11 protein-coding genes are annotated in these 22,139 nt (G+C 72.8%); 7 read left to right on the top strand and 4 right to left on the bottom strand.

Going from position 1 to position 22,139, the window contains the following annotated elements:
* Window positions 1-152: 152 nt before the first annotated feature.
* The 3 genes from ACFVVA_RS29520 to ACFVVA_RS29510 all read left to right on the top strand — a co-directional run bounded on the left by ACFVVA_RS29520 (window position 153) and on the right by ACFVVA_RS29510 (window position 2,642).
* On the top strand, window positions 153-410 hold the full coding sequence (locus ACFVVA_RS29520; RefSeq protein WP_387693824.1) for a hypothetical protein: 258 nt from the start codon (window positions 153-155) through the stop codon (window positions 408-410).
* A 149-nt stretch (window positions 411-559) separates the two neighbouring features.
* Window positions 560-1,765 carry an MFS transporter gene (locus tag ACFVVA_RS29515; protein WP_387693823.1) on the top strand — a complete coding sequence of 402 codons (1,206 nt, stop codon included), beginning with the start codon at window positions 560-562 and terminating at the stop codon, window positions 1,763-1,765.
* Window positions 1,766-1,904: 139 nt separating this feature from the next.
* Window positions 1,905-2,642, top strand: a complete 738-nt coding sequence (locus ACFVVA_RS29510; RefSeq protein ID WP_387693822.1) for a class I SAM-dependent methyltransferase — start codon at window positions 1,905-1,907, stop codon at window positions 2,640-2,642.
* Between the two features lie 18 nt (window positions 2,643-2,660).
* Here ACFVVA_RS29510 and ACFVVA_RS29505 read toward each other — a convergent pair whose 3' ends face one another.
* Window positions 2,661-4,034 carry an FAD-binding oxidoreductase gene (locus ACFVVA_RS29505; RefSeq protein WP_387693821.1) on the bottom strand — a complete coding sequence of 458 codons (1,374 nt, stop codon included), beginning with the start codon at window positions 4,032-4,034 and terminating at the stop codon, window positions 2,661-2,663.
* 328 nt (window positions 4,035-4,362) lie between these two features.
* On the opposite strand from ACFVVA_RS29505, the gene ACFVVA_RS29500 reads away from it, so the two are divergent.
* From ACFVVA_RS29500 to ACFVVA_RS29485, 4 genes are all read left to right on the top strand, one after another.
* Window positions 4,363-5,208, top strand: a complete 846-nt coding sequence (locus ACFVVA_RS29500; protein WP_387693820.1) for a ferritin-like domain-containing protein — start codon at window positions 4,363-4,365, stop codon at window positions 5,206-5,208.
* 181 nt (window positions 5,209-5,389) lie between these two features.
* On the top strand, window positions 5,390-7,309 hold the full coding sequence (locus ACFVVA_RS29495; protein WP_387693819.1) for a RiPP maturation radical SAM C-methyltransferase: 1,920 nt from the start codon (window positions 5,390-5,392) through the stop codon (window positions 7,307-7,309).
* Window positions 7,309-7,941 carry a DUF5825 family protein gene (locus ACFVVA_RS29490; RefSeq protein ID WP_387693818.1) on the top strand — a complete coding sequence of 211 codons (633 nt, stop codon included), beginning with the start codon at window positions 7,309-7,311 and terminating at the stop codon, window positions 7,939-7,941. The genes ACFVVA_RS29495 and ACFVVA_RS29490 overlap by 1 nt, the downstream gene beginning before the upstream one ends.
* A gap of 3 nt (window positions 7,942-7,944) precedes the next feature.
* Window positions 7,945-9,267, top strand: coding sequence for an MFS transporter (locus ACFVVA_RS29485; protein ID WP_359912541.1), 1,323 nt, complete (start codon window positions 7,945-7,947; stop codon window positions 9,265-9,267).
* 39 nt (window positions 9,268-9,306) lie between these two features.
* On the opposite strand, the gene gndA is transcribed toward ACFVVA_RS29485, so the two are convergent.
* From gndA to ACFVVA_RS29470, 3 genes are all read right to left on the bottom strand, one after another.
* Window positions 9,307-10,761 (bottom strand): NADP-dependent phosphogluconate dehydrogenase, encoded by a 1,455-nt coding sequence (gene gndA, locus ACFVVA_RS29480; RefSeq protein ID WP_387693817.1) that lies wholly within the window; start codon window positions 10,759-10,761, stop codon window positions 9,307-9,309.
* A 161-nt stretch (window positions 10,762-10,922) separates the two neighbouring features.
* Complete coding sequence (locus tag ACFVVA_RS29475; RefSeq protein ID WP_387693816.1) at window positions 10,923-12,260, bottom strand: MFS transporter; 1,338 nt, start codon at window positions 12,258-12,260, stop codon at window positions 10,923-10,925.
* Between the two features lie 153 nt (window positions 12,261-12,413).
* The gene (locus ACFVVA_RS29470) at window positions 12,414-22,115 is read right to left on the bottom strand and encodes an amino acid adenylation domain-containing protein (RefSeq protein ID WP_387693815.1); all 9,702 of its coding nucleotides are present in this window, start codon (window positions 22,113-22,115) and stop codon (window positions 12,414-12,416) included.
* Window positions 22,116-22,139: the final 24 nt, after the last annotated feature.

The following is a 22,139-nucleotide window of genomic DNA, read 5'->3' as shown; positions in this document are numbered from 1 at the left end:
CCCGCGGCGGACCCGCGGCGGACACCTCCGCGTCAGCAGTTCGTCAGCGCGGTGTCAGCAGCCCGTCAATCCGGCCCGCGGCGGCCGCGAACCGGCGGAAGCTGGACGGACCGCACCTGCACGACCCGCAGGTCCTCCCGGAGGTGAGCCGCATGTCCGTCCTCGCTGGGTTCCATTCCGTCGTCCCCGACGTGCCCCGCCACGGCCACGGCCTGCGCACCGCCGTCGCACGGGTGCTGGACCGGCTGGCCGCCAGCCCGCTCGACAACACCGTGCTCGGCGCGATCGGTACGCCCCGCCCGTCCGGCCGACCGGCCACCCGCCCGGGCGGCCTGCGCGCCCGGTGGCGCCCCGCGCCCCGGCCGGACGGCACCACCGCCCTCGAAGCCACCTGGCACCCGGACCGCTGACACCGCCCGACAGCCGCCCGAGCGGCGGTCCGAACGACCGTCCGAGCGGCGGTCCGCGCCCGGCGGCGGCCCGGCGCGGACCGCCATTCGGCGCAGCGCTCCCCCGCACGGCACGGCCCCGGCCCGGGGTGCGCGCCTATGGTGGGCGAATGACCGATCGTCGGACCGCCCGGCCCGGCATCGCCCGGGTGGGGCACCTCGTCGCCGCCGCCGCTTTCGCCGTCTGCATGGCGGGCACCACCCTGCCCACCCCGCTGTACGGGCTGTACCAGGAGAAGCTCGGCTTCTCCGAGCTGACGGTGACGGTCGTGTTCGCGGTGTACGCCTTCGGTGTCATCGGCGTCCTGCTGCTGATCGGCAACGTCTCGGACTCCGTCGGCCGCCGGCCCGTGCTGCTCTGCGGGCTGGTCTGCTCGGCGGCCAGCGCCGTGGTCTTCCTCACCGCGGACAGCGTCGCCCTGCTCTGCCTGGGCCGCCTGCTGTCCGGGTTCTCGGCCGGCCTGTTCACCGGCACCGGGACGGCGTACGTGCTGGAACTCGCCCCGCCCGGGCATCGGGCCCGCGCGGGCTTCGTCGCGACCGCCGCCAACATGGGCGGGCTCGGCTGCGGGCCACTGCTGTCGGGCGTGCTCTCGCAGTACGCACCCAACCCCCTGGTCCTGCCGTTCGTCGTGCACCTGGGGCTGCTCGCCGTCTCCTTCGCGCTCACCTGGCTGCTGCCCGAGACGGTCGCCGGGGCCCGCCCGCTGCGCACGGCCCGGCCCGACCGGCCGTCCCTGCCGCCGGAGGTCCGGCGGGTGTTCGTGCCGGCCGCGGTCGCCGCCTTCGCCGGCTTCTCCCTGCTGGGCCTGTTCACCTCGGTCAGCCCCGCCTTCCTCGCCGTCGACCTGGGGGTCCACAACCGCGCGGTGATCGGCCTGGTGGTCTTCACGGCCTTCTTCGCCTCCACCCTCGGCCAGCTCCTGGTGCCCCGGCTCGGCACCGCCCGGGCGATCCCGCTGGGCTGCCTGGTGCTGATCGCCGGGATGGCCCTGCTGGCCGCCTCGCTCGCCCGGGAGACCGTGCTCCCGCTGGTGCTCAGCGCCCTGGTGGGCGGCGCCGGGCAGGGCATGGGCCTGCGCGGGGCGGTGGGCGAGGTGGCCGCGGCCGCTCCCGCCGAACACCGCGGCGGCGCCCTGTCGGCGCTGTTCGTGGTCGCCTACTTCGGCATCTCGGTCCCGGTCATCGGGGTGGGCCTGCTCACCGGGCCGCTCGGTCTGGCCCACGCGGGCCTGGTCTTCGCCGCCTGCATGGCCGTGCTCGCCGCCGCCTCCGGCGTCTACCTGCTGCACCAGGCGCGCCGCGTCGGGGGCTGACCCCCGCGCGCCCCCGTACGCGCCCGTCGCGCGCCGCCCGCGCACGCCCGCCGGGTGCCGCCCGGACCCGCTTGCCGCGCGGGCCGGGTGCCGATAGACACGAGCCAGACACCCTGCGTGACACCCGGAGGTCCCCGCCATGAGCGTGACGAACCGCTACCTGGACGCCTGGGAGGGCTTCTGGCGCGATGCGCCCGAGGAACCGGGCGCGGTGATCTGGGACGCCGAACCGGCCCTCGGCGCCGAACGCCACCTCACGCTGTTCCGCCCCCACCTGGCCGACCCCGCGCTGCCCGTCGTCGACCTGGGCTGCGGCAACGGCACCCAGACCCGCTTCCTCGCCGAGCGCTTCCCGCTCGCCCTCGGGGTCGACCTGTCCGCCGCCGCGGTGGACCGCGCCCGGCGCGGCGACCCGGCCGGGCGGGCCGAGTTCACCCGGCTGGACGCCACCGACGCCGAGGCCGTCCGGGCCCTCCACCGGCGCCTCGGCGACGCCAACGTGTACGTGCGCGGGGTGATCCACCAGAGCGAGCCGGCCGACCGCCAACGCGTGGCCGAAGCCATTCGCATCCTGCTCGGGGCCCGCGGCCGGGCCTTCGTGTTCGAGCTCGCCGAGGCGGCCAAGGGCGTGCTGGAGGCGCTGGTCCGCGGCCCGTCCGGCCCGCCCCCGAAGCTGCGCCCCGTGTTCACCCACGGACTCGCCCCCGCCGAGGTCGCCGACGCGGTCTTCCCCGAGCTGTTCCGCGCGGCCGGACTCGACGTCCTCGCCACCGGTGAACTGCCGCTGGCCACCACCGAGTCCACCCCCGACGGCGCCCGGATCGAGCTGCCCGCGCACTGGCTGGTCGCCGGGCCGCGCGGGTCCGCACCGCTCTGAGCCCGGCGCGGCCACGCCCTACTCGGGCCGGATGTTCAGGTTGCCGCGCAGGACGTTCGCCGGGTCGTAGGCCTTCTTCACGGCCGCGAGCCGGGCGTAGCGCTCCGGGCCGTAGATCTCCCGTGCCTTCCGGTCGCCCTCGCCCTGGACGTAGTTGGCGTACGCCCCGCCGGTGCCGAAGGCCTCCAGGCCCTCCACCGTCGCCCGCGACCAGGCGATGTGCTCCGCGTCCCGCGCCGGGTCGGTCCAGTGCGCCTCCGCCGTCACCTGGTAGGGGGCGGCGCGGCCGGGGAAGGCGGAGTCCTCCTCGGGGACGTCCGCGATGGCCCCGCGCAGGAACTCGAAGTCGATCGAGCAGAGCGCGGACGGGTTGGCCCTGGTCGCCTCGACCAGCCGGGCCACGGCCTCGGGCGAAAGGTCCTGGAGGTAGCGGGACTTGACGAAGTACCGGTCGCCCTTGGGCTCGCTGCTGTCGCCGAGCGCCTGCAGCTGCGGGTAGGTCATGGGGATGCTGACGCGGGCCGCGGGCGCGACCTCCCGGTAGAGCGCCTCGGTCTGTGCCCGGCCCTCCTCCGGGTCCCCGGTCCACACCGCCAGGAGCAGCAGCGCGTGCCGCCCCCGCAGGTGCTCGGGTATCCACTCCTGCTCGCCCGCGCGCTTCAGCCCGCCGACGACGTGCAGGCCGGCCGGTTGCCGCGCGGTGTACGCCCGGTAGGCGGCCAGGGCCTCGGGGACGTCGTCCAGCGCGTGGACGCCCATGCTGAAGAGCGCCGGTCCGACCGGGCGCAGCCGCAGCGTGAAGCGGGTGACCACGCCGAAGTTCCCGCCGCCGCCGCGCAGCGCCCACAGCAGTTCGGGGTGGCTCTCCTCGGTGGCCTCGACCACCGAGCCGTCGGCGAGGACGACCTCGGCGGCGAGGATGTGGTCGCAGGTCAGGCCCCAGCGGCGGGCGAGCCAGCCGTATCCGCCGCCGAGGGCCAGTCCGCCCAGGCCGGTGTGGGAGATGACGCCGGCGGGGCAGGCCAGTTCGTACGGCGCGGTGGCCCGGTCGAGGTCGCTGAGCAGGCAGCCGCCCTGGGCCTCGGCGGTGCGGGCCCCCGGGTCGACGGTGACGGCGCGCATCGGCGACAGGTCGATCATCAGCGCGCCGTCGGCGACGGCGCTGCCGCCGACGTTGTGGCCGCCGCCGCGGACGGTGACGTCGAGGCCGTGGGCCGCCGCGTGGCGCAGCGCCTCGCTCACGTCCGCCGCGGTGCGGCAGCGGGCGATGCGGGCGGGGCGGCGGTCGTGCATCCCGTTCCACACCGCGCGCGCCTCGTCGTACCCGGCGTCGCCGGGGCTCAGCCAGTGCCCGGGCGGTGTCGCCCGTGGCAGAACGTCGTCCTCCGGCATGGCGGCACCCCCCGTGTTCGATGCATGGCGTACACACGATAGGTGGCCCGTCGACACGGCGTGCGTGAAGATTTGATGATCCATCAGGTTTCGGCCATCCTCCGTTCCGGGCCGAACCCTCCCGGACGGGTCACACCGGCGGGCCGGCCGGTCCCGATCGCCGCTGGTCAGCCTCGGGCCACCCGGCGGAGCGCTCAAGTCCCGCCGCCGACCGGGATCTTGGCGCATTTGCGGGGCCGGAGCGACGAAAGCGCTCGAACAACGGGGCCCGCCGTGTTTTGCTTCCCTGCACATGACATCGGTCGGCACGACGGCAACGGGGTGAGGGATGGCTGGGACCGAGGGCGCTCCGGACCGATCGCGTCCGTCGGGCGTGGCCCGCTACCGCACCCGCGGCGTCCCCGGCCTGCACGACCGCTTCATCCGGGATGCCCGCTCGCACGACTGGGAGCCGGCCGAGGTGGTCCACCGGGCCCTGCGGGACCGGACCGGGACCGCCCAGCCCTCCGAGCTCTCCTGGCTGCTCGCGAGCGGCAGCACCTACGCCGAACAGGTCGGCATGGACGTGGCGGCCGGCCTGCTGCACGCCTGCCCCGAGGGCGACATGAAGCTGGTGCTGGCCACCGCGGTGGCCGACGAGGCCAAGCACTCGGCGGTCTTCCACCGCTACGCGCACGCCGTCGCCGGGTCCGTCAAGGATCCGGGCGACGCCGTCGAGGAGCTGTCGCGCGACCTGTGGTCCCTGGACGACTACACCGCCCGCTTCCTGGCCCACACCCTGGCCGAGGGCTTCGCCGCCGACGAGTTCCGCTGGTTCGACGAGGGCCTGCGCGAGGAGGGCCTGGGCGAGGTGTACCGGCTGGTGCGCCGCGACGAGTCCCGCCACGTCGCGCTCGGCATGGCCTACCTCACCCACGGCCCCGGCGCGGATCGACTGCGCCGCATGCCCGCCGAGTTGCTGCTCGCCGCCGAACAGGTGGTGCTGAAGCACAACGACGTGGACAAGCTGGCCTCGCTGGTGCACCGGCTGCTGCCCGGTACACCGGCACCACGGGTCGCCGCCTGGCTCCGGGCGCGACACGCCACCCGCATGCGGGTGCTCCTGAACGTCCGGGACGACCGGCAAGAACTGTCCCGGCGCCGAAAATCCACGCGAGAACACATGGAGGTGTGATGGAGATCAAGAAGGTTGCCGTCCGCGCTGAGACCAAGGCGGCCAACAAGTACAGCGTGAGCACACGTCGCGCGAGCAAGTAACGAGCACTGGTTGTACCGAGGCGGGCGCCCCCCCCGGGGGGGGGCCCCCCGCCTCTCCACTGTCCTCTGCACCGTCCGAGAGTCCGAAAGGCCAGGGAATGCGTATCGCGCTCGTCTCCATGCCGTGGCAGGCCCTGGAGATGCCGTCGCTCCAGGTCGGTCTCCTGCACGCACTCGTCGCCCGGGAACGGCCGTCCGACGAGGTCGCCGAGTACCACGGGTGGCTGCGCTGGGCCGAGTTCCTGCTGGAGCACAGCGACGGCGAACTGACCCCGACGGAGTACATGACCGTCGCCGACGACCAGGTGTTCGACGGCTTCGGCGACTGGGTCTTCTCCGGCAGCCTCTACGACGACGACCAGTGGGGCACCGAGCAGCTCACCGCCTACGCGGCCCGCACCGGATCGTCGATCGACAGCCTGCTGCGGATGCGCCCGCACGCCGCGCGGTTCATCGCCGAGGCCGCCCGGGAGGTGCTCGCCACCGACCCCGACGTGGTCGGCATGACCACCACCTTCCTGCAGAACGTGCCCTCGCTCGCCCTCGCCCGGGAGATCAAGCGCCTGCGGCCCGAGGTCGTCACCGTGCTGGGCGGCAGCAACTGCGACAGCGTCATGGGCCACGCCCTGCACCGCAACCACCCCTTCCTGGACCACGTCGTGCGCGGGGAGGCCGAGAAGACCTTCCCGGCGCTGCTCGCCCACATCGAGCGCGGCACGGCCCCCGCGGACGTCCCCGGGGTCTGCTGGTGGGACGGCGGCACCTCGCGCGCCAACCGGGAGGCCCGCGGCACCGTCCCGATCGGACTGCTGCCCAGCCCCGACTTCGACGCCTGGCAGGAGTCCTTCGACTCCTCCCCGGTGGCCGAGTTCGTCGAGCCCAAGCTCGTGGTGGAGGGCGCCCGCGGCTGCTGGTGGGGCGAGAAGCACCACTGCACCTTCTGCGGGCTCAACGGCAGCCTGATGGAGTTCCGTTCGAAGAACGGCGAGCAGCTCTGGTCCGAGATCGAACGGCTCGTCCAGCGGCACAAGTTGCTCGATGTCATCACGGTCGACAACATCATCAGCATGGACTACTTCCGTGACTTCCTGCCACGGGCCGCCGACAGCGGGTGGGACCTGCGCATCCACTACGAGGTGAAGTCGAACCTCAGCCAGGAGCAGATCGCCCTGCTGGGCCGCGCCCGGGTCACCCACGTCCAGCCCGGCATCGAGAGCCTGAACAGCCGGGTGCTCGGTCTGATGGACAAGGGGGTCACCGGCGCCCGCAACGTCCGTACCATGCGGGAGTGCGAGAACCACGCGCTCACCTGCGTCTGGAACTACCTCTACGGGTTCCCGGGCGAACGCGACGAGGACTACACGGAGATCATCGACCAGATGCCCGCCCTGCGCCACCTCCAGCCCCCGGGCGGTGCCACCCGCATCGCGCTGGAGCGGTTCAGCCCGCACTTCACCAACCCCGCGCTGGGCTTCACCGAGCGCCGCCCAGCCGACATCTACCAGCACGTCTACCAGCTGCCGCGGGAGGAACTGGAGGACCTGGTCTACCTGTTCGACGCCCCGGCCACCGGCATCCAGGGCGAGCTGGAACGACGGCTGGCGGAGGAGATCGACCGCTGGACGGAGGCCTACCCGTCCTCCCGGCTCCTGCTCGAACCGGCCGCGGACGGCGGCGCCCCCGGCGACGGCGGCGAGGAGGGGGACCTGCTCGTCCACGACGAACGCGAGGGCTGGCCGCGGCGCACCCACCGGCTGACGCACTGGCGGGCCGCCGGGTTCCGCGAGCTGGAGCACGGCCGCACGCTCCCCGCCCTGCACCGCCGCCTGGCCGAGGCCGGGTACGAGGTCCCGCTGGACACGCTCACCGCCTGGGGAAGCGAACTCCTCGCGCACGGACTGGTGTTCAAGGACGGCGACACCCTGCTCGCACTGCCCACCCGGGCGGTGCCGGTCCGCGCCCCCGACCTGGGCACCGCCTTCCCGGCCGCCCTCCCCACCCCCGAGGAGGTGGCGTGATGCCGATCGCCAAGCCCTCCCTCGCGGCGCCGGACCTGCCGGACCTGCCGGACACCGTCCCCCACCGGCTGGACGGCCGGCTGGTCGTCCTCGCCGCGCCGGTCCCCCTCGGCGCGGGCGGACGGCCCGCCGCCGAGGCCGTCCGGCTGCTGCGCGAGTGCCAGAGCCACGTGCTCCCGGTGCGGTGGTCCCTGGCCCCGGACGACCCGGCGCTGCGGGACCCCTCCGCCGCCGACTTCGCCCTCCACCACCTGCACCACCTGCCGCCGCCCGCCCCGCAGGATCCGGGGACCGCCGACCCCTCCGGGACCGCGGAGACCGAACCCGCCCTGGCCGAGTGGCGCTCCGCCTACGCGTACGGGCGGTTCTACTACCGGCAGGGACCGGGCTTCCTCCAGGTCCGGGACCGCCGGGACCCGGACGCCTCGGCCCGCTTCGCGCTGGACCACCCCGACCTGGTGGCCACCTTCCGGGCCTGCCTGACCCCCACCGCCCTGGACGACCTCAGCAGTACGGGCCGTGAGGCCGTGTCCGTCCTGGCGTCCGAAGGCCTCGTGCTCGTCACGCGGGGCTGGGCGGTGACACTGCCTCCACGTATCCGCCACTGGACCGTGCCCGACACAGGAGTCTGATACATGGGATCTTCCACGGCCGAGGAGTCGTCCGTACCCGCGGAGTCCGGACCGCCCGCGACCCCGCCCCCGGCCCCGGAATCCGTGCCGCTGCGCCGGCACCGTCCGCTGCTGCTGCTGGTCACGGAGCAGATGACCAGCTCGGTGGGACGCCAGGTCACCGCGCTGGCGCTGCCGCTGCTGGCCATCGCCCACCTGCACGCCGGCCCGCTGGGCGCCTCGGCGCTGATGGCGATGACCTACCTGCCCGGCGTCCTGCTCAGCCCCCTCATCGGCGTCGCCGTCGACCGGGCCCGGCTGCGGCGGATGCTGGTCTCGCTGTCCTGGCTGCAGGTCCCCGCCATCGGCAGCGTGCCGCTCGCGGCCGCGCTGGACGGCCTGACCTGGCCGCACCTGTTCGCCGCGGCCGCCGCCTCCGGGGCGCTGAACTCCGCCCAGAGCGTCGCGCTGCAGTCCTGTCTGCCCCGCGTGGTGCCCGCGGAACGCCTGCTGCCGGCCAACTCCTCGCTCACCGGCGCCCGGACCATCGGCCTGATCGGCGGGCCCGCGCTCGGCGGCCTCCTGATCAGCGTGATCGACCCGGCCCCGGCGCTGCTGGTCGAGTGCGCCGCCTACCTCGTCGGCGGAGCCCTGTTCCTCGCGCTGCCGACCTCCCTGAACCGGCCGGCGAACGCGGGCAGCGGCGCGCGCTCCCGCCTCGAAGCCCTGCGGGAAGGTCTGGCGGTCATCCGGCGCGAGACCCTGCTGCGCCGCCAGGCCCTGGCCGCGGCCGGACTCAACCTGGGCGGCGGGGCCGGCGGCGGCCTGTTCGTCCTGTACGCCGACCGGGAACTGCAGCTGCCCCCGTGGCAGCTCGGCGCCGTCTACGCCGCGTACGCCGTCGGGATGGGCTCCGGTGTGCTGGCCGCGACCTCCGTCACCCGTTCGCTGGGCATGGCCCGGGCCATCCGGCTGTGCGCCGTGGGCGCGGGGGCCGCGCTCTTCCTCATCCCGGCGGCTTCCCTGGGGCTGCCCTTCCCGGTCCTGGTGCTGTACCAGCTGCTGTTCGGACTGCTGGCCACCGTCTGGTCGATCGCCATGACCACGGGGCGCCAACTCGTCACCCCCGCCCACCTGCTGGGCCGCGTGAACGCCTTCCTCCAGGCCGTGCTGACCGCCACCCTGCCCGTCGGCGCCTTCGTCGGCGGGTGGCTGGCCTCCCGGGTCGGCATCGTGCCGGTGCTGGTCGGGGCGGCGGCCGTCGCCCTGGCGGGCGCGAGCAGCCTCTGGTTCCCGCGCGACATGCTCGCCGAGATCGAGCGGGCGGCGGAGCGGAAGAAGGCCTGAGCCCGCCCGGCCGCGACGGCCGGGCCGGCCGGTGACGCGCTACGCCGGCCCGCCGTCCGTCCGCACCTCGGGGCGGCCGGGCTCGGCCCAGCGCGTGTGGAAGCTGCCCGGACGGTCGGTGCGGCGGTAGGTGTGGGCGCCGAAGAAGTCGCGCTGCCCCTGGATCAGCGCGGCGGGCAGGTGCTCGCTGCGCAGGGTGTCGTAGAAGGCGAGCGCGGCGGAGAACGCCGGCACGGGGATGCCGTGCTGGGCCGCGCCGGCCACCACCGTGCGCCAGGCCGCCTGGGCGTCGGAGACCTCGGCCGCGAACTGCTCCTCGGCGAGCAAGCTGACCAGGTCGGGGTTGGCGGCGTGGGCGGCGCGGATCCGGTCGAGGAACGCGGCGCGGATGATGCAGCCGCCGCGCCAGATCCTCGCCACCGCCCCCAGGTCGATGTCCCAGCCGTACTCGGCCGCGGCGTCGCGGATCATGGTCCAGCCCTGGTCGTAGGCGATGACCTTCGACGCGTAGAGGGCCTGTTCGACGTCGCGGGTGAAGCGCTCGGCCTCGTGCGGGCGCAGTTCCTGCCGGGTCCCCCCGGGCAGCGGCCGGTAGGCCGCCCGCAGTTCGGCCCGGGCGGAGGCGACCCGGGCGAAGGTGGCCTGGGCGATGGCGGTGACCGGGGACCCGAGGTCCAGGGCGGTCTGCACCGTCCAGCGTCCGGTGCCCTTCTGCTCCGCGGCGTCCTGGACGATGTCGACGAAGGGCCTGCCGGTGGCGGCGTCGGTGTGGGCGAGCACCTCGGCGGTGATCTCGATCAGGTAGGAGTCGAGCCGCCCCTTGTTCCAGTTCCGGAAGGTCTCGGCGATCTCGGCGGGGGTGTACCCGCCGACCTCCCGCAGGAGGTGGTAGGCCTCGGCGATGAGCTGCATGTCGGCGTACTCGATGCCGTTGTGCACCATCTTCACGAAGTGGCCGGCCCCGTCGGTGCCGATGTGGGTGCAGCACGGATCGCCGTCCACGTGGGCGCTGATCCGCTCCAGCATCGGGCCGAGGACGGCGTAGGACTCGGCGGAGCCGCCGGGCATGACCGAGGGGCCGTGCAGCGCGCCCTCCTCCCCGCCGGAGACGCCGCTGCCGACGAAGTGGATGCCGCGTTCGCGCAGGGCCCGCTCCCGGCGGCGGGTGTCGGCGAAGTGCGCGTTGCCACCATCGATGATCATGTCGCCCGCTTCCAGCAGCGGGGCGAACTCCTCGATGACCTCGTCGGTGGCCTGCCCGGCCTTCACCATGATCAGGAGTCGGCGGGGCCGTTCCAGCGCGGCCACCAGCTCCTGCGGCGATCCCGCCGGGACGAACGCGCCCTCGTGGCCGAACTCCTCGACCAGCGCCGTGGTCCGTCCCGGCGTGCGGTTGTGCACCGCGACCGTGTAGCCGTTGCGGGCGAAGTTCCGCGCCAGGTTGCGGCCCATCACCGCGAGCCCCGTCACGCCGATCTGTGCGGATGCCTCCATGGGCGGGTGCTTCCTTCCTCGGGGAGTCCCCCGGCCGGGCCCGCGGGTCCTGCGCCGCGGCCGCCCGGGCCGGCCGTACCCATGCTCACAACCCGCGCCCTCCCGCCGCGCGGGGAACTCCCCCGTTCAGGTGCCCCGGGCCCGCGGCGACGCCCGGCGTCTCAGCGGACCGCCTCGACCGGCTCCACGTCCGCCTCCGGGTCCGTCTCGGGGTCCGCCTCGGCGTCCGTCCCCGGCCGGCGCACGGACATTTGCCCGGTCGGCAGGTCCCGGTGGCCGCGGATCGGGGAGCAGTAGAGGAAGAGGGCCGCCGCCGGTACGCCCGCGGTCAGGATCCACAGGGCCGGGCGCAGACCGAGCCAGGTGCCGAGCGCGCCGCCGAGCACGGCGCCCAGCGGCATCGTGCCGTAGTTGAGGAACGCGGAGCTCGCGACGAGCCGGCCGAGCACGCCGCTCGGGCAGTAGCTCTGGACGAACCCGGACTTGAGCACATTGCCCGCCACCACGCCGATCGACACCCCGGCGTAGGCGAGGACGACCATCGTCAGCCCCCAGCCGGGGCCGGCCAGCGGGATGAGCAGCGCCAGCGCCGGCAGCACCAGCTCGAACATCAGCAGGGAGCGGCCGGTGCCCAGCCTGGCGCTGACCCGGCGCACGACGAAGGCTCCCAGCACGCCGCCGACACCGCTGACCATCGCCAGGCTGCCGATCGTCCCGGAGGACAGGCCGATCTCACGGACCAGGAAGACCACGGTGAGCGACTGGTACCCGGACAGGGCGAGGTTGGACGCCGCTCCGAAGAGCGCCAGGCTCCGCAGGAAGGGGTCGCCGAAGAGCAGCCCCAGTCCTTCCCGGATCTCCTTGGCCATGGCGCCGCGCGGTCGCTCGACCCGCTCGGGGGTGGCCTCCCGGTGCCGGATGCCGACCAGGCAGAGCGTCGCGAGCAGGAAGGTCGTCGTGTTGACCAGCATCCCGTTGGCCGCGCCCGCGAGTTGGATGAGCAGGCCGCCGCAGCCGAGCCCAACGATCTGCGCCGCGGAGGCGCTGCCCTGGAGCTTGGCGTTGCCCTCGGCCTGGTCCTCCGGCTTCACCAGGTCCGGCAGGTAGGCGGTGTACGCGGTCTGGAAGAACACCGTGGCGGCGCCCGCCAGCAGGGCGACGAGCAGGAGTTGACCGACCTTCAGCACCCCCGCCCAGGCCGCCACGGGAACGCTGGCGAAGAGCGCGAAGCAGACGATGTTGGCCCAGAACATCACCTGCCTGCGCCTCAGCCGGTCCACCCAGACCCCCACCGGCAGCCCGATGAGCAGCCACGGCACCCAGGGCGCCGCGCTCAGCAGACTCACCTCGAAGGTGTCGGCGTGCAGGGTCGAAACGGCGATCAACGGGACGGCGAGAACCGTGACCGACTGACCGAAGCGCCCCGCCGTCTCGCCCAACCAGAGGAGCCGGAAGTCCCGGTGACGGCGGAGCAGGCCACCACGTGTGTCATTGCCCATCGATCGCTCCAATTTCTCGAGGAAGGGAAGCCGAACCGTCCGAAACCGCCCGCCGGCCGGGCCCCCTCCCGCTCGCCGGGCAGTGCCGGGACGAGCGGGAGGGCCGTCGCGCGGCCCGTGTGCCGACCGGCACACGGGCCGCCGATCCAGCAGCTAGGACCCGTCGCGCTCACCGGCGAGCCGGGCGGCGAGGACCGGGCCGATCTGGGCGAGCTGATCCGGCCGCGTCATTTCACCATGCCGTCCGGTCACCCGGTGCACCTCGATCCGGCCCGTGACGTGGGGCTGCCAGTCCTCGGGCCGCACCGGGGGGAGCGGCTCCTCCCTGGTCGCCTCGAAGAAGAGCACATCGCCCCTGAACGTACGGGACTTGAACGAGTCCAGCACCGCGACGTTCCCGAGGAAGACCCTGGCCATGGCCTCCAGCGTGGCGTCGTCGAGCAGCGCGAGCGGACCGTCCGCCGCCGCCGCGGAGTCCGGGTCGTAGCCGAGCGACTCCAGGAGCGCCCGCACGGCCTCCTCGCCGCTCAGCGCCTCGGCCGACCCGGCCGACGTCCCGGTGCCACCGGCCGGGAAGCCGTCCATCAGGGTGAGGACCTCGATCTCCTCGCCCTCCTCCTGGAGCCGGACGGCGAGTTCATGGGCCACGACCCCGCCGAACGACCACCCCAGCAGCGCGTACGGGCCCTGCGGCTGCACGGAGCGGATCAGTGCCAGGTAGTCGTCGACCATGGCGTCGAGGCTCTCCGGAACGGCCTCGGGGGCCAGCAGGCCGCGGGCCTGGAGACCGTACAGGGCACGGTCGCCGTCGAGGTGGCGGAGCAGTCCCGAGTAGACCCAGCTGATGCCGGCCGCGGGGTGCACGCAGAAGAGCGGCCGGGCCGCCGGCCCGCTGCTCCTGCGCAGCGGCAGCAGGGTGGCGAGGGCGCCGTCGCCCTGCCCCGCGTCGTCCAGCCGTCCGGCGAGGGCGGCGGCGGTGGGGGCGTCGAAGACGTCCCGGATGCCGATCTCGGCGCCGAGGGCGGTGCGGATCCGGCTGATCAGCCGGGCCGCGAGGAGCGAGTGACCGCCCAGGAGGAAGAAGTCGTCGTCGATCCCCACCGACGGCACCCCGAGGACCTCGGCGAACACCGCGCACAGGATCTCCTCCTGCGCCGACCGCGGCGCCCGACCGCCACCGCCCGCACCGGCGCCCGCACCGGCGACCGGCGCCGGCAGCGCCCGCTGGTCGAGCTTGCCGTGCGACGTCATCGGCAGCGCCTCCAGCACCACGACCGCCGACGGCAGCATGTGGCGCGGCAGCCGCCCCGCGGCGAAGCGCCGCAGCTCCTCCGGGTCGGCCTCCCGGTCGGCGACCGGCACCACGTAGCCCACCAGGCGCTGGTCCCCCGGCCGGTCCTCCCGCGCCACCACGGCGGCCTGCGCCACCGCGTCGTGCGCCATCAGCACCGCGGCGATCTCCCCCGGCTCGATCCGGAAGCCGCGGATCTTCACCTGGTCGTCCGCCCGGCCCACGTACTCCAGGGCGCCGTCGGCCCGCCACCGCACGAGGTCGCCGGTGCGGTACATCCTCTCGCCCGGCGCCCCGAACGGATTCGCCACGAAGCGCTCGGCGGTCAGGGCCGGCCGGCCCACGTAGCCGCGGGCCAGGAGCTCCCCCGCGATGTACAGCTCGCCGGGGACACCCGGCGGGACCACCCGCAGCCGGTCGTCCAGGACGAACAGCCGGGTGTTGCGGATCGGCCGGCCGATGACCGGCCGCTCGTACGCGCCGATCACGGCGTTCGTGCTGTACACGGTGCACTCGGTGGGACCGTACTGGTTGTTGCCGGCGACCCCGGCCCGCCGCAGGTCCGCCCAGAGCGCCTCGTCGACCGCCTCGCCGCCGACGTCGACGATCCGGGGGCGGGAGGAGCGCTCCGCGGAGAGCATGCCCAGCTCGATCAGCTGGCGGCAGTAGGTCGGGGTCGTCTCGATGTAGTCGATCCCCTCGGCCTCGATGTAGTCGACCAGGAGTTCCGGCGTCCGGCGCGTCTCGTCGTCCACCAGGTGCAGCTCGTGGCCGTCCAGCAGCCAGAAGAGCAGCAGCCAGCTGGCGTCGAAGGTCGTCGCCCCGATCATGGCGGCGCGCAGGGGGCGGCCGGCGGAGGCGATGTCGGCCCGGTAGACGTCCTCCCGGTGGCTGTGGACGAGGTTGGCCAGCGAGTGGTGCTCGATGAGCACGCCCTTCGGCTGCCCCGTCGACCCGGAGGTGAAGATGGCGTACGCGGAGTGCTCCGGGCGCAACGGCGAGAGCCGATCGGCGTCCGACACGTCGGTGTCGGACCGGCCGGCCAGTTCGGCGCCGACCGCGGGCTCCGTCAGGTCCAGCAGATGCGGCACGCGCCCGGCGAGGCCCGCGAACCGCCCGGCGGTCTCCCGGCCGGTGATCACGAGGGCGGGCCCGCAGTTGTCCAGCATGTACGTGACCCGCTCGACGGGGTACTCCGGGTCGACGGGGACGTAGCAGGCGCCGGCCTTCAGGATCGCCAGCAGCGAGACGATCAGGTCGGTGCCCCGCGGCAGCAGGACGGCCACGGTCTGCTCCGGCCCCACCCCGCGGTCGATCAGCAGCCGCGCCAGGCGGTTCGCCCGCGCGTTCAGCTCACGGAACGTCAGGGCCTCGCCCCGGAAGACGAGCGCGTTCGCGTCCGGCGTCCGCCGGACGCTCCCCTCGAAGATCTCCGGGACCGGTCGGGTGTCCGCCGGGACGCGCTGGGTGTCGTTCCACTCCACGAGGATCCGCCGGCGCTCGGCCGGGCTCAGGACGTCGACCGCCTCGATCGACCGGTCCGGGTCCGCGACCACGGCGGCCAGCAGCCGGAGCAGACGGTCCGCCAGCAGGGTCATGGTGGTGTGGTCGAAGAGGTCGGTGGCGTAGTGCAGGACGGCGAGGATGCCGGCGGGCGCGTTGCGGCCGTCCCGGTTCTCGACGCAGGTCAGGTTGAGATCGAACTTGACGGGCGGCGTCCCGAAGGACTCGGGCTGCGCGGTGAGACCCGGCAGCTCCAGCGACCCCTCGTCGTTGTTCTGCAGAACCAGCATCACCTGGAACAGCGGATGCGTGGAACTGGAACGGACGGGGTTCAGCTCCTCCACCAGCCGCTCGAACGGCAGGTCCTGGTTGGTGAACGCCGCCAGGTCGGTGTCACGGACCCGGCCCAGCAGCTCACCGAAGGTGGGGGCCTGCGACACGTCGGTCCGCAGCACCAGCGTGTTCACGAAGAACCCGACCAGCTCGTCCAGGGCCTGGTCCGAACGCCCGGCGACGACCGTGCCGATCGGAATGTCCGTGCCGGCGCCCAGCCGCGACAGCAGGGCGGCCAGCGCCGCGTGCAGCACCATGAACAGAGTGACCCCGTGGCGGCGCGCCAACGCGTCGAGTGCGGCGTGCAGTTCGGTGTCGACGTGGAACTGCAGCAGCTCACCCTCGTGCGAGGCGGTGACGGGGCGGGGGCGGTCGAAGGGCAGAGCGACCTCCTGCGGCGAGCCCTTCAACGCCTCTGCCCAGTAGGCGAGCTGCTGGTCCATGGTCTCGGCGAGCTGGTTGTGCTGCCAGAGGGTGTAGTCGGCGTACTGAACCGTGAGCGGCTCCCACTCCGGGGTGAGCCCGGCCAGCCGGGCCCGGTAGGCCGAGGCGATACCCGACCAGAGCGGACCGGAGGACCAACCATCACTCGCGATGTGATGCAAGGTCAGGACGAGCACGGACTCGTCCCCGCCGAGCGTGAACAGCGCCACCCGCAGAGGCAGTTCGGAGGCCAGGTCGAAGGTGGCGAACGCCTCGGCCGAGATCCGTTCCGCCACCTCCTCCGCCGTGCACGACTGGACCCGGAACGGGACCTGGGCGGCGTCGGCGGGCAGCACCAGCTGGCGGGGCTGACCGTCGTGCGCGGGATAGATGGTGCGCAGGGCCTCGTGCCGGGCGACGACGTCGCCGATCGCCGCGCGCAACGCCTCGACGTCCACCGCGCCGTGCAGGCGGAACGCGAAGGGGCTGTTGTAGGTGGCGGAGGCGCCTTCGAGCTGGTCCAGGAACCACAACCGCTGCTGCGCGAACGACAGCGACAGCACCTCCGGCCGCGTGCCCGCCACCAGCGCCGGACGGGCCGGGCCGCCGTCCTTCAGCTTCTCCACGACCCCGACCACGGTCGGGTTGCGGAACAGGTCGCGGATGCCCAGCTCGGCGTTCAGGGTCGTACGGATCCGGCTGATCAGCCGCGTCGCGAGAAGCGAATGACCACCCAGAGCAAAGAAGTTGTCGTCGATCCCCACCGACGGCACATCGAGCACCTCGGCGAAGAACGCGCACAGAATCTCCTCCTGCGCCGTCCGGGGACCACGATGCCCCCGCACCGCACCTTGCCCCTCCTCGGCCTCCTCCGCCGCACCGGCCCGCGCCCGCTCCGCCCGGGTCAGGAAGTACCGCTCCTGCTCGGGAGAGTCGAACACCTCCCAGCCGGACACCGGAACCTCCGGATCCTCGACCACAACAGCGAGCAACCGCACCAGCCGCTCCGCCAGCAGGGTCATGGTGGTGTGGTCGAAGAGGTCGGTGGCGTAGTGCAGGACGGCGAGGATGCCGGCGGGCGAATTGGAACCGTCCCGGTTCTCGACGCAGGTCAGGTTGAGGTCGAACTTCGCGGGCGGGGTCCCGAAGGACTCGGGCTGCGCGGTGAGGCCCGGCAGCCGCAGGGTGCCCTCGTCGTTGTTCTGCAGGACCAGGAGCACCTGGAACAGCGGGTGCCGGCCCAGCGAACGCACCGGGTTCAGCTCCTCGACGAGCCGCTCGAACGGCAGGTCCTGGTTGGTGAACGCCGCCAGGTCGGTGTCACGGACCCGGCCCAGCAGCTCACCGAAGGTGGGGGCCTGCGACACGTCGGTCCGCAGCACCAGCGTGTTCACGAAGAACCCGACCACGTCGTCCAGGGCCTGGTCCGAACGCCCGGCGACGACCGTGCCGATCGGAACGTCCGTGCCGGCGCCCAGCCGCGACAGCAGAGCCGCCAGCGCGGCATGCAGCACCATGAACAGAGTGACCCCGTGGCGGCGCGCCAACGCGTCGAGTTCGACGTGCAGTTGGGCGTCGAGGTGGAACTCCAGCAGCTCGCCCTCGTGCGAGGCACTGGCGGGCCGGGGCCGGTCGAAGGGCAGAGCGACCTCCTGCGGCGAGCCCTTCAACGCCTCCGCCCAGTAGGCGAGCTGCTGATCCATGGTCTCGCCGAGCTGGTTGTGCTGCCACAGTGCGTAGTCCGCGTACTGGACCGCCAGCGGCTCCCAGACCGGCGCGGAACCGGCCAGCCGGGCCTGGTAGGCCGAGGCGATACCCGACCAGAGCGGGCCGGAGGACCAACCGTCACTCGCGATGTGGTGCAAGGTCAGGACGAGCACGGACTCGTCCTCGCCGAGCGTGAACAGCGCCACCCGCAGCGGCAGTTCGGAGGCCAGATCGAAGGTGGCGAACGCCTCGGCCGAGATTCGCTCCGCCACCCCCTCCTCCGTGCACGGCTCCACGCGGAACGGCACCTCGACATCGCGGACCGGCAGAATCAGCTGCCGGGGCTGACCACCGACCGTCGGGTAGACCGTACGCAGGGCCTCGTGCCGGGCGACGACGTCGCCGATCGCCGCACGCAGGGCCTCGACGTCCACCGCACCGTGCAGGCGGAACGCGAAGGGGCTGTTGTAGGTCGCGGAGGCGCCTTCGAGCTGGTCCAGGAACCACAACCGCTGCTGCGCGAACGACAGCGGCAGCACCTCCGGCCGCGGGCCTGCCACCAGCGCCGGACGGGCCGGGCCACCGTCCTTCAGCTTCTCCACGACCCCGACCACGGTCGGGTTCCGGAACAGATCGCGGATGCCCAGCTCGGCGTTCAGAGTCGTACGGATCCGGCTGATCAGCCGCGTCGCGAGAAGCGAATGACCACCCAGAGCAAAGAAGTTGTCATCGATCCCCACCGACGGCACATCGAGCACCTCGGCGAAGAACGCGCACAGAATCTCCTCCTGCGCCGTCCGGGGACCACGATGCCCCCGCACCGCACCCTGAGCCTCCCCGGCCTCCTCCGCCGCACCGGCCCGCGCCCGCTCCGCCCGGGTCAGGAAGTACCGCTCCTGCTCAGGAGAATCGAAGACTTCCCAGCCGGACACCGGAACCTCCGAATTCCCGGCCACCACACCCAGCAACCGCACCAACCGCTCCGCCAGTTGGTCCGCGGTCCCCCGATCGAAAAGATCGGTCGCGAACTGCAGAACAGCCGTGATACCGGCGGGCGCGTTGGAACCGTCCCGGTTCTCGACGCAGGTCAGGTTGAGATCGAACTTCGCGGGCGGGGTCCCGAAGGACTCGGGCTGCGCGACGAGACCCGGCAGCTCCAGCGACCCCTCGTCGTTGTTCTGCAGAACCAGCATCACCTGGAACAGCGGGTGCCGGCCCAGCGAACGCACCGGGTTCAGCTCCTCCACCAGCCGCTCGAACGGCACGTCCTGGTTGGTGAACGCCGCCAGATCGGTGTCACGGACCCGGCCCAACAGCTCACCGAAGGTCGGCTCACCCGACACATCCGTCCGCAGCACCAACGTGTTCACGAAGAACCCGACCACGTCGTCCAGCGCCTGGTCCGAACGCCCCGCCACCACCGTCCCGATCGGAACATCCGTCCCCGCACCCAGCCGCGACAACAACGCCGCCAACGCCGCGTGCAGCACCATGAACAGAGTGACCCCATGGCGGCGAGCCAACGCCTCCAGCTCGGCATGCAGTTGGGCGTCGAACTGGAACTCCAGCAGCTCACCGTCATGCGACGCGGCGGCAGGGCGGGGCCGGTCGAACGGCAGGGCCATCTCCTGCGGCAGTTCACCCAGCAGATCGCGCCAGTACGTCAGCTGCTCGTCGAGCATCTCGCCGAGCTGGTTGTGCTGCCAGAGGGTGTAGTCGGCGTACTGAACGGTGAGCGGCTCCCACTCCGGGGTGCGCCCGGCCAGCCGGGCCCGGTAGGCCGAGGCGATACCCGACCAGAGCGGACCGGAGGACCAACCGTCACTCGCGATGTGGTGCAAGGTCAGGACGAGCACGGACTCGTCCTCGCCGAGCGTGAACAGCGCCACTCGGAGCGGCAGTTCGGTCGAGAGACTGAAGAGACCGAAGGCCTCCGCGTTGATCCGCTCCGCCAGCTCCTCCTCCGCGCACGGCTCGACCGTGAACGGAACCTGGGCGTCCTCGACCGGCAGAATCAACTGCCGGGGCTGACCGCCGACCGTCGGGTAGACCGTACGCAGGGCCTCGTGCCGGCCGACGACGTCGCCGATCGCCGCACGCAGAGCCGCAGCGTCCACCGCACCGTGCAGGCGGAACGCGAAGGGGCTGTTGTAGGTGGCGGAGGCCCCTTCGAGCTGGTCCAGGAACCACAACCGCTGCTGCGCGAACGACAGCGGCAGCACCTCCGGCCGCACGCCCGCCACCAGCGCCGGACGGGCCGGGCCACCGTCCTTCAGCTTCTCCACGACCCCGACCACGGTCGGGTTCCGGAACAGATCACGGATGCCCAGCTCGGCGTTCAGGGTCGTACGGATCCGGCTGATCAGCCGCGTCGCGAGAAGCGAATGACCGCCCAGAGCAAAGAAGTTGTCATCGATGCCCACCGACGGCACATCGAGCACCTCGGCGAAGAACGCGCACAGGATCTCCTCCTGCGCCGTCCGGGGACCACGATGCCCCCGCACCGCACCCTGAGCCTCCTCGGCCTCCTCCGCCGCACCGGCCCGCGCCCGCTCCGCCCGGGTCAGGAAGTACCGCTCCTGCTCAGGAGAATCGAACACCTCCCAGCCGGACACCGGAACCTCCGAATTCCCGACCGCAACACCCAGCAACCGCACCAACCGCTCCGCCAGTTGGTCCGCGGTCTCCCGATCGAACAGATCGGTCGCGAACTGCAGAACACCCGTGATACCGGCGGGCGCGTTGGAACCGTCCCGGTTCTCGACGCAGGTCAGGTTGAGATCGAACTTGACGGGCGGCGTCCCGAACGATTCGGGCGTCACGACGACATCAGGAAGCCGAAGGGTGCCCTCGTCGTTGTTCTGCAGAACCAGCATCACCTGGAACAGCGGGTGCCGGCCCAGCGAACGCACCGGGTTCAGCTCCTCCACCAGCCGCTCGAACGGCACGTCCTGGTTCGTGAACGCCGCCAGATCCGTGTCACGGACCCGGCCCAGCAGCTCACCGAAGGTCGGCTCACCCGACACATCCGTCCGCAGCACCAACGTGTTCACGAAGAACCCGACCACGTCGTCCAGCGCCTGATCCGAACGCCCCGCCACCACCGTCCCGATCGGAACATCCGTCCCCGCACCCAGCCGCGACAACAACGCCGCCAACGCCGCATGCAGCACCATGAACAGAGTGACCCCATGGCGGCGAGCCAACCCCTCCAGCTCGGCATGCAGTTCGGCATCCAGCCCGAACTCCAGCAGCTCGCCGTCATGCGAAGCGGCGGCGGGGCGGGGGCGGTCGAAGGGCAGAGCCAGCTCCTGCGGCGAGCCCTTCAACGCCTCCGCCCAGTAGGCGAGCTGCTGATCCATGGCGTCGCCGAGCTGGTTGTGCTGCCACAGTGCGTAGTCCGCGTACTGAACGGCCAGCGGCTCCCAGACCGGCGCGGAACCGGCCAGCCGGGCCTGGTAGGCCGAGGCGATGCCCGACCAGAGCGGACCGGAGGACCAACCGTCACTCGCGATGTGGTGCAAGGTCAGCACCAGGACCGATTCGTCCTCGCCGAGGTTGAACAGCACCACCCGCAGCGGAAGTTCGGCGGCGAGGCCGAAGGTGGCGAAAGCCTCGGCGGAGATCCGCTCCGCCAGCTCCTCCTCCGCGCACGGCTCGACCGTGAACGGAACCCGGGCATCGCCGGCGGGCAGGACCAGCTGGCGGGGCTGACCGTCGACCGTCGGGTAGACCGTGCGCAGGGCCTCGTGCCGGCCGACCACGTCACCGACCGCCGCACGCAGAGCCTCGACGTCCACCGCACCGTGCAGACGGAACGCGAAGGGGCTGTTGTAGGTGGCGGAGGCCCCTTCGAGCTGGTCGAGGAACCACAACCGCTGCTGGGCGAACGACAGCGGCAGCACCTCCGGCCGCGGGCCCGCGACCAGCGCCGGACGTGCCGGGCGGCCGTCCTTCAGCTTCTCCGCGACGCCCACGACCGTGGAGGCGTCGAACAGGTCACGGATCCCGAGCTCGGCATCGAAGGTACTGCGGATCCGGCTGATCAACCGGGCCGCCAGGAGCGAGTGGCCGCCCAGGGCGAAGAAGTCGTCGTCGATGCTCACCGACGGAACACCGAGGAGCTCGGCAAACAGGCCGCAGAGCAGTTCCTCCTGCACCGAGCGCGGGCTCCGTCCGCCCTGGTCGGCGGTGACGGCTGCGGGTGCGGGCAGGGCCCGCTGGTCCAGCTTGCCGTTCGGCGTGATCGGCAGCGCCTCCAGCAACACCAGCGCCGACGGGACCATGTGCCGCGGCAGACGCCCCGTGGCGAAACCCCTCAGCTCCTCCGGATCGACCACCTGGCCGGCGACCGGCACCACATAGCCGACCAGACGCCTGTCCCCCGCACGGTCCTCCCGCGCCACCACCGCCGCCTGCGCCACCGCCTCGTGCGCCTGCAGCACCGCCGCGATCTCCCCCGGCTCGACCCGGAACCCCCGGATCTTCACCTGGTCGTCCGCCCGCCCCACATACTCCAACACCCCGTCGGCACGCCAACGCCCCAGGTCACCCGTCCGGTACATCCTCTCGCCCGCCGCACCCAACGGACTCGCCACGAACCGCTCCGCCGTCAACGCCGC

This window comes from Kitasatospora sp. NPDC058048, from assembly GCF_042885555.1.
Lineage (GTDB): Bacteria > Actinomycetota > Actinomycetes > Streptomycetales > Streptomycetaceae > Kitasatospora > Kitasatospora lactacystinica.
The sequence above is the reverse complement of the archived record's forward strand: the minus strand, read 5'-3'. Positions and strand labels throughout refer to the sequence as shown.

Bases quoted from the DNA above. Each gene is read 5' to 3' on its own strand.
- ACFVVA_RS29520 (WP_387693824.1), top strand. From the start codon at position 153: ATGTCCGTCCTCGCTGGGTTCCATTCCGTCGTCCCCGACGTGCCCCGC.
- ACFVVA_RS29515 (WP_387693823.1), top strand. From the start codon at position 560: ATGACCGATCGTCGGACCGCCCGGCCCGGCATCGCCCGGGTGGGGCAC.
- ACFVVA_RS29510 (WP_387693822.1), top strand. From the start codon at position 1,905: ATGAGCGTGACGAACCGCTACCTGGACGCCTGGGAGGGCTTCTGGCGC.
- ACFVVA_RS29505 (WP_387693821.1), bottom strand. From the start codon at position 4,034: ATGCCGGAGGACGACGTTCTGCCACGGGCGACACCGCCCGGGCACTGG.
- ACFVVA_RS29500 (WP_387693820.1), top strand. From the start codon at position 4,363: ATGGCTGGGACCGAGGGCGCTCCGGACCGATCGCGTCCGTCGGGCGTG.
- ACFVVA_RS29495 (WP_387693819.1), top strand. From the start codon at position 5,390: ATGCGTATCGCGCTCGTCTCCATGCCGTGGCAGGCCCTGGAGATGCCG.
- ACFVVA_RS29490 (WP_387693818.1), top strand. From the start codon at position 7,309: ATGCCGATCGCCAAGCCCTCCCTCGCGGCGCCGGACCTGCCGGACCTG.
- ACFVVA_RS29485 (WP_359912541.1), top strand. From the start codon at position 7,945: ATGGGATCTTCCACGGCCGAGGAGTCGTCCGTACCCGCGGAGTCCGGA.
- gndA (WP_387693817.1), bottom strand. From the start codon at position 10,761: ATGGAGGCATCCGCACAGATCGGCGTGACGGGGCTCGCGGTGATGGGC.
- ACFVVA_RS29475 (WP_387693816.1), bottom strand. From the start codon at position 12,260: ATGGGCAATGACACACGTGGTGGCCTGCTCCGCCGTCACCGGGACTTC.